The organism is Bacillus salacetis (genome assembly GCF_003581585.1).
Classification (GTDB): domain Bacteria; phylum Bacillota; class Bacilli; order Bacillales; family Bacillaceae_B; genus Rossellomorea; species Rossellomorea salacetis.
In genome coordinates, this window is record NZ_QXIR01000038.1 from 38,225 (window position 1) to 51,231 (window position 13,007).

Here is a 13,007-nt window from a genome sequence, read left to right on the forward strand (position 1 = left end):
GGAATAAAAGGGGTAAATCCGGTACTTGGGATTTTTCCGAAAGCAAAATATTCGAAAACAAACTTTAATAATCATAATTGGCTGGGACCTCTATTTTCTTTGGACAACAAAAAGCCCGATTTCTCTATGTCATTAATAGAGAAATCAGGCTGAATACCCCAAATAATGGGTTGATAAATATGTATTTCAAATCGAAAATTATTCCCTCTATATTCATTTTACTACGAATATAGAGGGAATTACAGACTACTCTTTCTGGCTTTCCTGCCCTATACTGTTACATATAATCCCAAAGAATCAGAGGTGTATCAGGATGAATGACAAGAAAGATGTATTGGATAACGGACCATTCTTCCATGGAACTAAAGCAGAACTGAAAATCGGCGACCTGTTAGACCCGCAGCGCCTTTCCAATTACCAGGACAAAAAATCGAACTACATCTATTTCACTGCCACACTGGAAGCTGCCAAATGGGGCGCTGAATTGGCAAGGTCTTCAGCAGAAGAAAGAATTTACATTGTAGAACCATCAGGCACCTTTGAAAATGATCCCAATTTAACGGATAAAAGGTTTCCTGGAAATCCAACAAGGTCTTACAGATCAAAATCTCCTTTGAAAATCATTGCCGAACTGGGATCTTGGGAAAGACATTCCGATGAAGAAATCAAGCATATGCTGACCTCTTTACAAACGCTTCGTGATCAGGGCAAAAATGTCATTTACGATTGATCTGATAGACAAATTCATGTTGCTGTCTGGACGCAATTTTCCCTTAGGGTGAATTGCGTTCATTTACCATTAATCTACCGTAGCAGCCCTGTATTTCCTTCCTTAAAGCCACCATTTTTCCTGCGGGATCAACACAGGCTGAACTTGAAACTCTCTTTCAATCCATTCTTTGATCAACGTCTTCTTAACGAGATACTCCGATGCGGAGTGCGATACACCGATAAGCGACATGGATGTGTGTTTCGCAAATTCCAGCATTTTTTTATATTTCATTTTTCCGTAATCGTTATCAATGTGACAATGAATTTCTCCAGTTATATACGCCTGGACGCCTCTCTGTTCTGCTTGCTGCATCCAGTCCACTTTGTCTCCGCACCCTGCTACGATGGCAATTTTCTCAATACCCTCTGCGTCTTTTCCCTCGAAATCAACATATGGAAGGTCAAAGATATCCTTTGCTTTCTGTATAAGTGATGAGGTGTCTGTCTGGCTGATCGCACAAATCAGCACCAGAGGATTCCCGTTTTCATCCGGCAGAAAGCCATCTACAATTTCGGCATTTAATGCTTCAGCGATTGCAGCACTTGTGCCTAATTGTTTATGGTAATCCATAGGTACATGACAAGTGTATATAGACAATTGTTTCTCCATAACCTTTTCAAGGTATTCTTCTTTGATCGGTACAAATCCACGGCCCCACTTCCCTTGGGGATCACCGCATTCCATAAGCAGAGGATGATGCATGAAGAGTAAATCTCCCGGGACACTTTCATTGATGAACCTTTCCAAAACATGATCAGTTGGAAAGACAGCCAGGAAAATATTTTTCACCTCAGGAGCACCCTTCACCATAAGTCCATTGAACAATTGGGTGAAACCATCCTCAAAGATACTTGGCCAATCGACTTTGGATGCTGAATACACCTCGGGGATGAATCGGCTGAAAGCTGGATCTTTCCCAAAGGATTCTATATCAAACTCTGTATCTAATTTATTTACAAGCACGTTTAATTGCATACTTTCTCCCCTTCCACTGTAATCCGGTGCGAAAATCCTGTTAAATCGGCACATGACCCATCAAATGATTTTGTTTAAAACTGGTGAAGAAAGGTTCATCATTGTATACGGTTCGCCGTATTCCATTGATAAGTCGATAAATTCTTCCAGCATTTTATAGGTCTCTGTAACAATCTTGACTAAATAACTGTATTCCCCTGTTAATCTATGGCACTCGATTACCAATGGATTTTCCTTGCAAAACTCCCTGAATGCTTGGCACCGGTGAGTTTTCATTAGTATAAATGCCTGGACCGGCTTTTCAATCTTCGAATTGTCGATCACTGCCCTGTATCCTGTAATGACTCCTTGATCCTCGAGCTTCCTCACCCGCTCTGTAACCGCAGGAACAGACATAGAAATTTTCTTCCCTAACTCTGTCATTGAAAGCCTGCCTTCCAATTGTAATGCATTTATGATTTGCCGATTAATGGGATCCACTATTCCACCTTCATTTTTTAAGAATTTTTTTAAAAAATACATTTTTTATTAAGTGTACCAAGTTAAATACCTTAAGAAAAGGATGTTCGTGGTTTTCCTTTTTAACTAAACTGAGTGTATACCAAGTGAAGGGGGTTTGGAGATGGGATTAGAAATGAAGATCCATTGTGAGAGATGTGAAAACGGATTGTCTGGCAATGCCTTTATATGTGTTCATGAATGTACGTTTTGTGAAGACTGCACAATTGCTATGGCGGGTGTATGCCCGAACTGTTCAGGAGAACTTGTAAGACGGCCAAAGGGACCCGATATTGCTCGGTGGGCTAAATACTTGAAGAAAGAGGTGGGTCAATGAAAATGGCATTGTTAATCATCGATGTCCAGAATGCATTTAACGATCCCAGTTGGGGACATAGAAATAACCTCCAAGCTGAAGAGAATATCAAGGCGTTATTAGACCAGTGGAGGAGCCAGGGAGATGAAGTCATCTTCATTCAGCATATTTCCGAAAACCCTCATTCCCTTTTTTACCATTCAGGGGCTGGCAGCAAGATTAAAGACATCGTAAAACCGCAGGAAAACGAGAAAATCATTAAGAAACAGGTAAATAGCGCCTTTATTGGGACTGATCTCGAAAAGCACCTGCATGATTGCCACGTCGAAAAAGTTATTGTTACAGGGCTGACAACCCCTCATTGTGTTTCTACCAGCGTCCGGATGAGCTCGAACCTTGGCTTTGAAACCATCCTTATTTCTGATGCGTCGGCTGCCTTTGGATTATATGATCACAATGGTCAATATATTGACGCCACAACCGTTCATGATATTACAATCGGCACTATCCATAAGGAGTTTGCAGCGGTATTTTCCACAGACCAATTTCTTACTGAGCTGAAGCATGGCCTGTAAAAATACTGCGCTTCCAAAGAAAACAACCAGCTTTCACTTTTGCCTCCATTCTTGTAGAGGACATTGCATACTATCAATTTACCGCATCTGACGAATTCCCACTATGTAAATCTTAATGGACATCTCAGTTAGACGCATGCAACCTAAGGAAATATTTGTTAAAATGAAGATAACTCAAAAAACGAGGTGTAAAATGAGGTCTTCATACTTGGTTCTATTAAGTATTCTTTGTCTGCTTTTGGGAGGCTGCAGAGTAATCCTGGTTGATGATTCGATCGAAAATCCTGATTCGAAATACAAACTGGATGCCAAAGTCTATATTAAGAGGGCAACTATTCTTATAAGGAGTGAAACCACTCTCCCTCCTGAGACAGAGTTGGAAATTTCAATCCTCCCCTACTCCGACCAACAACCCAGAGGGAAAATACAGGGATACCAAGTTGAGCCGGAGGACAAAAGTGTGATCAGTACAACTGCTACTGTGGGCAATAAAGGAAAAGTGGATCCTATTGTCCTTAATAGACCTGATCCCTCAAAGAGGTACAGGATAGAAATAGCTGTAAGCAAAGAAAACGGCACGGAAGAATTTGCAGAAGCCTCTTTTGCCAGATACATTAATTTAATGAAGATAGAAGACCCAGATGGAATTGGGGCTAACCTGGCCTTTTTATCAATGTCAGAGATCAAAGAGCTTTTTCAAACACCGCTTCGATCTGCCCAAAGCAACTAACTCAAAAGCCGAAGGGGAGCAGCGATAAACTGCATGCTCCCTTTCAGGTAAGGCTTCATATTTCAACTAGCCTTCCACCTGCTTCATATAAGCAATTTCTTTACCGTCAACAACAGCAATGGTGATCGGACTGTCAGTCTCATAAATCTTTGTGCCAACCGGCAGTATATTAGCGTCACCATCATCAAAGCCAAAAGAATTAGTTGTCTGTTTTGTGATTTCCCCTATTTGTTCTCCCAGGGAATACTCAGTCTCTTTCACCCATTCCAGACGTTGAACATTTGAATAAACATAGCCATCCAGCATGAAAATGTCTGCACCCTCACTTTTTAGATAATCAGAAGGTGCCGGGCTGCCATTATGATTACAGCCGACCAAAATTCCTGCCGTTAATACCAAACTTAGAATCTTGTAAATCACTTATGCCTCCCTCCCCATCATCCATTTAAAAAAACCTAACGAATTGACAAGAAAGAGCTAATTTCCAATTACGATTTCTCCTTCACCATTTGGAATCTCAAAATCTTCCAAGTACGATGTTAAGAGCTCCTCTGAAATCGGGAATGAATTGGCATCAAAACGCTTGTTTCGTAACTTCAGTCGTTTTCGAAGCTCATCATGATGTACCTTAAGGTATATCAATTTCCAGCTGCCACCAGAATCCTCAATCATTTGCTTATAAGCATTCCTTCTTTTGCGGTCCCAGAAACTGAAATCAATCACTGTATCCTGTTTGTCACGCAGCAACTTCAGCAATCGGACTTGCAGTCTTCTTTCAGCAGCTTTCCTGTACTCTTCAAACTTTTCCATTGGAAAATCGACCCCCCAGCGGCCATTCACTGCCCATATTTCTTCATCAATCGACAGCCGGACAAACCCTTCCTGCTCCAATATTTTTGAAAAGGTTGTTTTCCCGGAACCCGCTATCCCACACATCATCACGCCCAAAGGAGCTGCCTTAGTTCTTTCCCGGTAAATCAAGTCAAAATCAAATTCTTCAAACATCCCTTTCTCCCCCATCAATGCGCTCAGTCTTATGAACCGCTCATGAGTTAACTTTATCGTGTTACTCCTGCTTTTGTTCTTCCATAACAACACTAAAAGTGATATTCAGTTTATCGCACAACCATGCGTGAAATACTTGATCAATATTTTTCTTCAACTCTCCATCTGCCAATTCCCCATCAATACCTAATTCTTCAAGGGTGAAGGTTTCAGAAGCCTCTGTTCCATCAAAATTCATACTTTGAAAAGCAAAAGTGACAGTTCTACCCATGGTATTTCCTCCAATCCGGCAAATTACATGCCCTGAGCTTTTTTATGTTTCTTTTTTTCAGTTGATTAATAGTCGGCAGCAAGGGATGGAGGAATACTCCGAATGAGATAATCCCGGTGGCCAGTCAACAATGTAAATGAAGAGAAAAAGAATTGGAAAACCTATGAACACGAGAATAAAAACAAAAGCACAAAATGATTGCGATTCATAATTACCCGCCAGATTCTATCGTTAGTACTCAATAAAGAATTCCATATTCATCCATGCACATATATTACCATACCCCAAAATTTATGAGTGGAAAATAGGACTCCTTATCCACCACCATGGTAAGATAGATTGAAGCGAACATATATTCTGCCGGAAAGGATGATTTGAATGAATAAAGAAAGAAGCCTGACCGTTTTCATTGCTGCCAGCCTCGATGGATACATAGCGACAAAAGATGAATCGTTGGAATGGTTATTCAAGGTTGAAGGCGAAGGGGATAACGGATACTCCGAGTTTTACGAAACGGTGGATACCATCTTGATGGGAAAGCGGACATATGACTGGGTGATGGAACAGGAAGGCGGCGAATTTCCTTATAAAAATAAAGATTGCTACGTTTTCACAAGATCAGCAGCAGAAGATACTGCAAACGTAAAGTTTATAAATGGTGATGATATCAAAGGTTTTACCAACACCCTTAAAAACCAGGAAGGAAAGCGGATATGGATGGTAGGCGGCGGCGATGTTTTGCAGCATTTCTTCACAGAAAAACTGGTGGATGAATTGATTATCACCGTTGCACCAGTCGTGCTCGGCAATGGAATCCCTTTGTTCAAAGAAGGCGATTACCAGCTGGACTTGCGATTGAAAGGCACAAGGACATTCAACCAGTTTGTCGAGCTGCATTATATTTCAGAAAGATAATAAAACGGCTCTTTTTCCCATTGAAAGAGCCGTCCCTGATATAGCTATAATGCTCTTTCCGTAAACATTGTTGCTGCTTAATAGTTTTACAAATAAAATCCGGGTATCCAAGAAAGAAAAAAGCTGTTTTCCATCTTTCGAGTGAAAATCTCTGGATCACAGGGTAAAAATCCGGCTGATTGAATGTTTCCAAAAGAAAAAAATGAATGTGGAGGTGCTTGATGTGAGACCCAGCCTGACCAAGGAGCTCGCTGTAGATCTATTTAAGGATTACTATTGGTTGAAACAAGAATTGGAATCATTTTGCAGAGAGAATGGATTGAGTGCTTCGGGTTCTAAAGGTGAGCTTTCTGATAGAATTGAAATTTTTCTGAGAACAGGGAAGATCAAACGTCCCGCAAAGAGAGCTAAAAGAAATCCAGCCTCTCATACACCATTAAACCTGGATACCGTAATTTCTGAAAGTCACCGCTGCAGCCAAACTGTAAGAGCTTTTTTTCAGACTCAGATCCCAAATTTTCAATTTTCCACCCACATCCAAGACTTTTTTAAAAGCAATGCAGGGAAAACCTACGGGGATGCTGTTAATGCCTGGTATGAGGAAGAAGAACGAAAGAAAGACCCTTCTTACAAAAGAAGCATTGCTCCCCAATTCGAATATAACCAATTCATCCGGGATTTTTTTGCTGACAGTAATAATAAAGGAAAGAGCCGTGAAGAAGCCATTAATGCCTGGAAGAGCATTAAAAAACTTCCTGGAAGCAATACCTATTCACCAATCTAACAGGTTAATGGCGCTCACAGGTTCACTATTTTTTCAGAATGCAGGATAATGGTCTTTACCTTTAATTCATGGCTCCTGAAGCTCATCGACCATTTTGGTGACTTCTTCCTTCGATAGCTTTTCGGGGGTCACGCCTTCGGTTTCCAGGTAGTTGATACGCAGTAAATAACTTTTATCTCCCTCAATCCATGTGACATCCTGGGATTGCCCTCCTTCCCCGAACAAGGCGATCCTGCCTTTGTCTATATGAATTTCCTCATATTTAATTGAAGAGTCTTCCTTGAATTCCACACTGTTTTCAGCTATAAAAACCAACTCGTGCTCTGGCCCCGTATAGTTGAATTCGATCATTTGGCTGTTGTCCTTGGTTTGGGTCACACGAACCGTTTTTTCCTCGACTTTGAATGGCAGTTTCGCTACATTTATTTGCTTTGGCTCAAATGCAAGCTCTTTCAATGCATCTGAAATAGGCATTTCCTTTGCATCCCGCAGCTCTTTAAAAGTGTCTTCTACACGGGTTTCTTCTATATAATCTGTTAGTTCACCATATGAATCTGATTGACTGCAGCCTGAGAGAAATCCAGCGATTAAAATGGGAAGGATGATTTTTTCAATTGACAGCACTCCATATCTTCATTTGTCAGAGGAAATTAATTATTGGTGAAGAACTTCAGAGAAAGTTTGTTCGTAAAATATAATCTCATTTATGTAATTCCCATCTTATAGCTTCCCTAAAACCCAATAAGTTTCCTGCTGCAACTGGAAACATTATTGAATAGAGAAAAGCGGCAAACGCCTTTATTCCCAATGCAAATATTTAAAAAAGAAGACCCGTCGATTGACGAGTCTCAATAATTATCACTTACTTCCCTGTCTCGGCAAATGTATGAATGCGTTCTCCGATTTCATCTCTTACACGCTGAAAAAACACCCATTTCTCTTCGTCTGTTCCCTGGGCCTTGGCTGGATCATCGAATCCCCAGTGTTCCCTTTTTACATGCGGAGGCGTCATAGGGCATTTATCCGCTGCATCACCGCAAAGTGTCACTACCAAGTCAGCATTATTCAGGATTTCTGGATCGATGATATCCGACGTTTGGCTGGAAATGTCAATCACTGCTTCTTTCATGGCTCTAACCGCATTAGGATTCAATCCATGTGCTTCGATTCCTGCACTGTAGACGTTCCATTCATCTCCGAGATGTTTTTTGGCCCAGCCTTCTGCCATTTGGCTCCGGCATGAGTTTCCTGTGCATAGGAAGTAGATTGTCTTTTTTGTCATGTTGAATTCTCCTTTAGGGTTCGTTTTTTAGATGATCAGTAACCAAATATATAGGCCAACGAGTGTAATGAACAATGTTGGAATGGTTAAAATAATTCCTGTTTTGAAGTAGGTTCCCCACGAAATTTTCACTCCTTTGAGTGACAGGACATGCAGCCAAAGAAGGGTTGCCAGGGAACCGATCGGTGTGATTTTCGGACCTAAATCCGACCCGATTACATTCGCATAAATGAGCGCTTCGCGAATGACACCGCTCGTATCTGTATCAGCGATGGCAAGGGCATCAATCATGACAGTAGGCATATTGTTCATCACTGATGAGAGGATGGCGGCAATGAAGCCCATTCCGATTGTGGCAGCGAATAAGCCTTGATCTGCCGTCACTTGGATAAGGTCAGCCAATACATCCGTCAGGCCAACGTTCCTCAAGCCGTATACCACGACATACATTCCGATTGAAAAGAAAACAATTGCCCACGGCGCTCCCTTGACGACCGTCCGGGTATCAACGGCAGCACTTCTCCTTGCCATGAGGAGGAAGAAAACCGCGACAATCCCGGCTATGAAGGAAACAGGAACACCGATGAATTCACTCGCTAAGTAGCCCGCTAACAGGATGGCCAATACGAGCCATGATAAGTGGAACATTTTATGATCACGGATGGCGTCATGAGGCTTTTTCAAGTCAGCCATGTCATAATTCTTAGGAATACTTTTTCTAAAGAATAGGTATAAGACAATGATACTCGCTATCAAGGAAAAGAAATTCGGAATGATCATCCTCGTTGCGAACTCAACAAATCCTATATCGAAAAAGTCTGCCGAAACGATGTTAACCAGGTTGCTGACAACAAGCGGCAAGGAAGTTGTGTCCGCTATGAACCCGCTTGCCATAATGAAAGGAAACACCATTTTTTCATTGAAATTCAAGTTCCTCACCATTGCCAGTACAATGGGCGTCAAAATCAGTGCAGCTCCGTCGTTGGCAAAGAAGGCCGCTACAATTGCCCCCAAAATCGAGACATACACGAACATCCTGACTCCATTACCTTTTGCAGCTCTAGCCATATGAAGGGCCGCCCACTCGAAGAAGCCGATTTCATCCAGGATAAGAGAGATGATAATAATTGCGATGAATGCCAATGTAGCATTCCATACGATGGATGTCACATCGATGACGTCACTGAAATCTACGACTCCAACGATAAGGGCAAGTACTGCCCCTCCGCAGGCGGACCATCCAATCGATAATCCTTTAGGCTGCCAGATGACTAATACAAGGGTGATTAAAAAGATCACCGATGCCAAAATGATTTGCGTCAAAACTCTTCCTCCTTCTACTCACAGGAAATTCTCAAGCCCTGTGCTTCCAATTCTTTTAGTCTGAATCCCTGGTCTGGAATCTGCTCCAGCAAACTCTTTATCAAGGGGTAAAACTCACTGGTTGTATTGAGGGAATAAATAATCCACTGCCCTCTTCTCGACTCCTTCACCAAGCCGACATCCTTCAACTTCCGGACATGCTGGCTGATGGCCGGCTGGCTTGTATTGAAGATGGCAACAAACTCACATACACAACAATCATTCTGTTCCAGGATCTTCATCATCGTCAGCCTGGTTTTATCTCCAAGGAGTTTTAATATTACGGCAGCTTTTTCAATCTCCATACTTACTGCAGTCATATGCAACACCCTCCATTCTTCGGATAATTAAAATATGATTTACTAATAAGAGCTCACAATGGTAGTATGAACAGTGTCTGCTCAGGCGCTTGAATTATGCTGACCACATATAAGAGTATGCTTATATAATAAATTGCTTATATAAAATTAGCAAGTGTGAAAATGTTAAGTTTTTGTTAAGCTGATGAAGCAAGCTGGTTAAGTTAGCTTTGAATTGAGCAGTCATTCTCAAATGCGGGTTAAGGAGAGCGGAATAGTTGACTGAATATGTTTTAGATTTTCTGAAAGCATTTGGCGGCCTTGCCTTTACAATAAGCATACTATTAAATATCATCATCAGTATCCTGGGGGTGGTGCCCAGCGTTTTTATCACTGCCGCAAATATAAAATTTTTTGGATTCGAACAAGGCTTGATGATATCCATCGCGGGAGAGGCACTTGGTGCAATTGTCAGCTTCTATCTGTACCGGAAAGGTATCAAAAAATTTACAGATCCAAAGAAAATCAGGAATAGCTATCTCATAGCATTACATAACTCCAAAGGGATTAAAGCAACTCTTTTGATTATTGCCCTTCGAATATTTCCGTTTGTACCCTCCGGCTTTGTAACCCTTGCCGGAGCCATCAGTAAGGTAGGAATCATCAATTTTTCCTTAGCCAGCACAATAGGAAAAATCCCTTCCCTCCTTATCGAAGCCTATTCTGTCCAGCAAGTCCTGATATGGAATTGGCAAGGAAAAGTAATCTTTAGCATGTTTTCATTGGTGACTGTATGGCTGCTGCTAAAGAAAAGCGGAAAAAAGTCTTTCAACAATAAAAAATGATAAAACCCGGTACTTTGATTCCGGGTTTTATCTTAATATGCTGTAAGGAAACAATCGGGTCTTATCTTCAGCAGCAAGTTGACCCTTCTTCATTAGCCGAATTACAGCAAGTTATTCCCGGTTTCTTTTCTTCTTCCACAATTTTAATTTTGCAGCAATCAGAAGAGCCTTTATTCTTGCCCATAAATATCTTTAAAAAATTCATTTCAACCATCTCCTTCGGTTTTTTAAATCAAATTTTCTTGATTTATCGTTATTATATTCATACTTCTTTCTGATCGCAACCCTTTAAATCAAAAAAAATTGATTTAATATTGACACTAGAAAAATTTGGTCATATGATGTAAGTATCAAGAAAATTTGATTTTAGGGGAGGTGCAGAAAATGACCCAAAATAATAACATCCCATTAAAAGATATTTCTCAAGAATCGTTCTTTGAAAAGTATGAGCAGAGGTTCAAAGCGCTGGCAGACAAAAAGAGACTGCAGATCATGAATATCCTGACTCAGAGGGGATCGATGTGTGTCTGCGATTTGGCACCAGTGGTTGGAATGACACAATCAAAATTATCCTATCATTTAAAAATCCTTCTGGACGCCAATATCCTTACCAAGGAAACAAAAGGAACATGGAGTTATTATGACTTGAATCAACAGGAACTAAATAATCTTCTATCATCCGAATTATGCTGTATCTTCAAACCAAACTGATTTCTTTTTTTAGATTGTATATCAATTTTTTTTGATTAAACAATGCTGAATTATATATCAAATTTTCTTGATTTAGGAGGATGTATTATGTGGATTCAAACGCTTAAGGATTTTATTTATATCGCTTTGGAACTAACTATCTTATTCATTTTCATTTCTTTTTTAATCAGCCTTCTTCAAGGATATATTCCTTACGGAAAAATAGAGAAAAAATTTAAAGGCAAAAACAAATTGATAGCCGGATTGGCGGCCATTATCTTTGCTTTCATTACTCCTTTTTGCTCCTGCTCAACCATCCCCATGGTGGTGAATATGCTTAAAAAGAAACTCCCCTTTGGGATTATCATGATTTTCCTGTTTGCCTCTCCTCTTCTGGATCCGACGATTCTGACCATCATGGGAGTAGTGATGGGATGGAAAGTGACCATTTTATACATTCTGGCTACAATGATTTTCTCACTGGTAATAGGATTCACTCTTGAAGCACTCGGTTTTGAAAAGTATGTAAAAAATGTGGTGATTACGGGGTATGAAGAATCAAGCAGTAAATTTGATTTCAAACGGGCTATTCAAGAAACACTTTCTTTGATAAAAAGCGTGTTCCCTTACCTCATGATTGGTGCGGCAGTGGGAGCAATCATCCATGGACTTGTGCCGACAGAATGGATATCATCCATATTCGGGGAAGAGAATTGGTGGCTGATCCCGATCGCTGCTCTCATAGGTATCCCTCTCTATATCCGCCTATCAAGCATGATTCCGATTTCTCAGATTTTGATAATGAAAGGGATGGCACTTGGACCCGTCATGGCGATGATGATCAGCTCAGCTGGAGCCAGCCTGCCTGAAATCATCCTGCTAAAATCGATTTTCAGAAAAGAACTGGTTGTTATATTTGTCCTTTCAGTGATCACGATGTCTACGGTTTCTGGATATATCTTCTATCTTCTTTGAATATGGTAATAGAAAGGCTTGAAGTGTTGACTTCAAGCTTTTTTCAGCTTCCATGCAGGAATCAAAGAATGAAATTTAAAGAAGTAACTCATAGGAATATGTATGACAGTGTAGATGGCAAGGGTGATTCCATAAGTTAAAAACCAATGTGCCAGTGTCTCGTCCAAAAAGGTATAAAGCAGGAACATCCCCACCGGAAACGGCACCAGGACGATCAGCCACATCGGACTTCCTGCAGCCTCTGTCAAAGCACCGAGCGTAACCACTGAAAAACCGATCAATAATGCTTGCCAAAAAGCCAATTCATTATCGAGAAAAAAGCTGGCAATATAGTAGGAAAACCCATTCAGCGTTATAGCTAAAAGATAATCGAATAAATACTTCATCCAGGCACCTCTGTCCGATCTTTAAAGTTAGACGAAAACGAAGAGTAACATGTTTCAATTTTAATAGATGAATCATTGATTATATAGCTTTTTTGTTTGGCTCCATTGCAGTTTGGGGCTCTTTTTGACTTGTGTGTTCGTTTGTGGGGGGATTCGGACTTTTTTTAGGATTATTTGCTGATTTTTTGTCCAAATCCTTCGGTGATTCGGACAGTTTTCCGCTGTCTTGCTTGATTTCTGTCCGAATTCTGCCCTGATTCGGACAGTTTTCAGCTGCGTTGCACGGTTCTGTCCGAATCCCGCCCAGATTCGGACACTTTCCGGCTG

The 13,007-nt window shown here is 40.8% G+C and carries 21 protein-coding genes; 10 read left to right on the plus strand and 11 right to left on the minus strand.

The features are described 5' to 3' along the window. Positions 1-313 precede the first annotated feature (313 nt). Positions 314-730, plus strand: coding sequence for an NAD(+)--rifampin ADP-ribosyltransferase (arr, locus tag D3H55_RS20485; protein ID WP_119549163.1), 417 nt, complete (start codon positions 314-316; stop codon positions 728-730). Between the two features lie 102 nt (positions 731-832). Here arr and D3H55_RS20490 read toward each other — a convergent pair whose 3' ends face one another. Both D3H55_RS20490 and D3H55_RS20495 read right to left on the minus strand, forming a co-directional pair. Continuing rightward, on the minus strand, positions 833-1,747 hold the full coding sequence (locus D3H55_RS20490; protein WP_119549164.1) for a Nif3-like dinuclear metal center hexameric protein: 915 nt from the start codon (positions 1,745-1,747) through the stop codon (positions 833-835). A gap of 60 nt (positions 1,748-1,807) precedes the next feature. Continuing rightward, on the minus strand, positions 1,808-2,227 hold the full coding sequence (locus D3H55_RS20495; RefSeq protein ID WP_119549165.1) for an Lrp/AsnC family transcriptional regulator: 420 nt from the start codon (positions 2,225-2,227) through the stop codon (positions 1,808-1,810). 142 nt (positions 2,228-2,369) lie between these two features. On the opposite strand from D3H55_RS20495, the gene D3H55_RS20500 reads away from it, so the two are divergent. The 3 genes from D3H55_RS20500 (at position 2,370) to D3H55_RS20510 (ending at position 3,866) form a co-directional block, all read left to right on the plus strand. After that, positions 2,370-2,582, plus strand: a complete 213-nt coding sequence (locus D3H55_RS20500; RefSeq protein ID WP_119549166.1) for a DUF1272 domain-containing protein — start codon at positions 2,370-2,372, stop codon at positions 2,580-2,582. Further along, positions 2,579-3,136: a cysteine hydrolase family protein gene (locus D3H55_RS20505; protein WP_119549167.1), complete on the plus strand. Its 558-nt coding sequence runs from the start codon at positions 2,579-2,581 to the stop codon at positions 3,134-3,136. Before D3H55_RS20500 ends, D3H55_RS20505 begins: the two co-directional genes overlap by 4 nt. 163 nt (positions 3,137-3,299) lie before the next feature. Further along, positions 3,300-3,866, plus strand: a complete 567-nt coding sequence (locus D3H55_RS20510) for a hypothetical protein (protein WP_136035759.1) — start codon at positions 3,300-3,302, stop codon at positions 3,864-3,866. A 66-nt stretch (positions 3,867-3,932) separates the two neighbouring features. Here D3H55_RS20510 and D3H55_RS20515 read toward each other — a convergent pair whose 3' ends face one another. From D3H55_RS20515 to D3H55_RS20525, 3 genes are all read right to left on the minus strand, one after another. Next, the gene (locus D3H55_RS20515; RefSeq protein WP_119549169.1) at positions 3,933-4,286 is read right to left on the minus strand and encodes a hypothetical protein; all 354 of its coding nucleotides are present in this window, start codon (positions 4,284-4,286) and stop codon (positions 3,933-3,935) included. Positions 4,287-4,343: 57 nt separating this feature from the next. Then, positions 4,344-4,871, minus strand: coding sequence for a P-loop nucleotide/nucleoside kinase family protein (locus D3H55_RS20520; protein WP_119549170.1), 528 nt, complete (start codon positions 4,869-4,871; stop codon positions 4,344-4,346). A 61-nt stretch (positions 4,872-4,932) separates the two neighbouring features. Beyond that, entirely contained in the window at positions 4,933-5,142 is a 210-nt protein-coding gene (locus D3H55_RS20525; RefSeq protein ID WP_119549171.1) for a hypothetical protein, read from the minus strand. 378 nt (positions 5,143-5,520) lie between these two features. Here D3H55_RS20525 and D3H55_RS20530 point away from each other — a divergent pair, with 378 nt between their 5' ends. Further along, a complete protein-coding gene (locus D3H55_RS20530) occupies positions 5,521-6,057 on the plus strand; it encodes a dihydrofolate reductase family protein (RefSeq protein ID WP_119549172.1) in 537 nt (178 codons plus the stop codon). A gap of 223 nt (positions 6,058-6,280) precedes the next feature. Beyond that, the gene (locus D3H55_RS20535; RefSeq protein WP_119549173.1) at positions 6,281-6,841 is read left to right on the plus strand and encodes a DUF6434 domain-containing protein; all 561 of its coding nucleotides are present in this window, start codon (positions 6,281-6,283) and stop codon (positions 6,839-6,841) included. 66 nt (positions 6,842-6,907) lie between these two features. On the opposite strand, the gene D3H55_RS20540 is transcribed toward D3H55_RS20535, so the two are convergent. The 4 genes from D3H55_RS20540 to D3H55_RS20555 all read right to left on the minus strand — a co-directional run bounded on the left by D3H55_RS20540 (position 6,908) and on the right by D3H55_RS20555 (position 9,805). After that, a complete protein-coding gene (locus D3H55_RS20540) occupies positions 6,908-7,465 on the minus strand; it encodes a hypothetical protein (protein WP_119549174.1) in 558 nt (185 codons plus the stop codon). A 238-nt stretch (positions 7,466-7,703) separates the two neighbouring features. Then, entirely contained in the window at positions 7,704-8,123 is a 420-nt protein-coding gene (gene arsC, locus D3H55_RS20545; RefSeq protein WP_119549175.1) for an arsenate reductase (thioredoxin), read from the minus strand. Positions 8,124-8,150: 27 nt separating this feature from the next. Further along, positions 8,151-9,446: an arsenic transporter gene (locus D3H55_RS20550; RefSeq protein WP_119549176.1), complete on the minus strand. Its 1,296-nt coding sequence runs from the start codon at positions 9,444-9,446 to the stop codon at positions 8,151-8,153. A 14-nt stretch (positions 9,447-9,460) separates the two neighbouring features. Beyond that, the gene (locus D3H55_RS20555) at positions 9,461-9,805 is read right to left on the minus strand and encodes an ArsR/SmtB family transcription factor (protein WP_119549177.1); all 345 of its coding nucleotides are present in this window, start codon (positions 9,803-9,805) and stop codon (positions 9,461-9,463) included. 257 nt (positions 9,806-10,062) lie between these two features. Between D3H55_RS20555 and D3H55_RS20560 the strand changes: the two genes are divergently transcribed. From D3H55_RS20560 to D3H55_RS20575, 4 genes are all read left to right on the plus strand, one after another. After that, the gene (locus D3H55_RS20560) at positions 10,063-10,629 is read left to right on the plus strand and encodes a TVP38/TMEM64 family protein (protein ID WP_119549178.1); all 567 of its coding nucleotides are present in this window, start codon (positions 10,063-10,065) and stop codon (positions 10,627-10,629) included. Further along, positions 10,626-10,907 carry a hypothetical protein gene (locus D3H55_RS24560; RefSeq protein ID WP_119549179.1) on the plus strand — a complete coding sequence of 94 codons (282 nt, stop codon included), beginning with the start codon at positions 10,626-10,628 and terminating at the stop codon, positions 10,905-10,907. Before D3H55_RS20560 ends, D3H55_RS24560 begins: the two co-directional genes overlap by 4 nt. 106 nt (positions 10,908-11,013) lie before the next feature. After that, positions 11,014-11,340, plus strand: coding sequence for an ArsR/SmtB family transcription factor (locus tag D3H55_RS20570; protein ID WP_119549180.1), 327 nt, complete (start codon positions 11,014-11,016; stop codon positions 11,338-11,340). Positions 11,341-11,427: 87 nt separating this feature from the next. Then, positions 11,428-12,294, plus strand: a complete 867-nt coding sequence (locus tag D3H55_RS20575; RefSeq protein ID WP_119549181.1) for a permease — start codon at positions 11,428-11,430, stop codon at positions 12,292-12,294. 32 nt (positions 12,295-12,326) lie between these two features. Here the strand turns inward: D3H55_RS20575 and D3H55_RS20580 are convergent, their stop codons facing one another. Then, positions 12,327-12,680 (minus strand): hypothetical protein, encoded by a 354-nt coding sequence (locus tag D3H55_RS20580; protein WP_119549182.1) that lies wholly within the window; start codon positions 12,678-12,680, stop codon positions 12,327-12,329. A gap of 79 nt (positions 12,681-12,759) precedes the next feature. Continuing rightward, a partial coding sequence (locus D3H55_RS24765; protein ID WP_205685516.1) for a hypothetical protein occupies positions 12,760-13,007 on the minus strand: 248 nt, incomplete at its 5' end.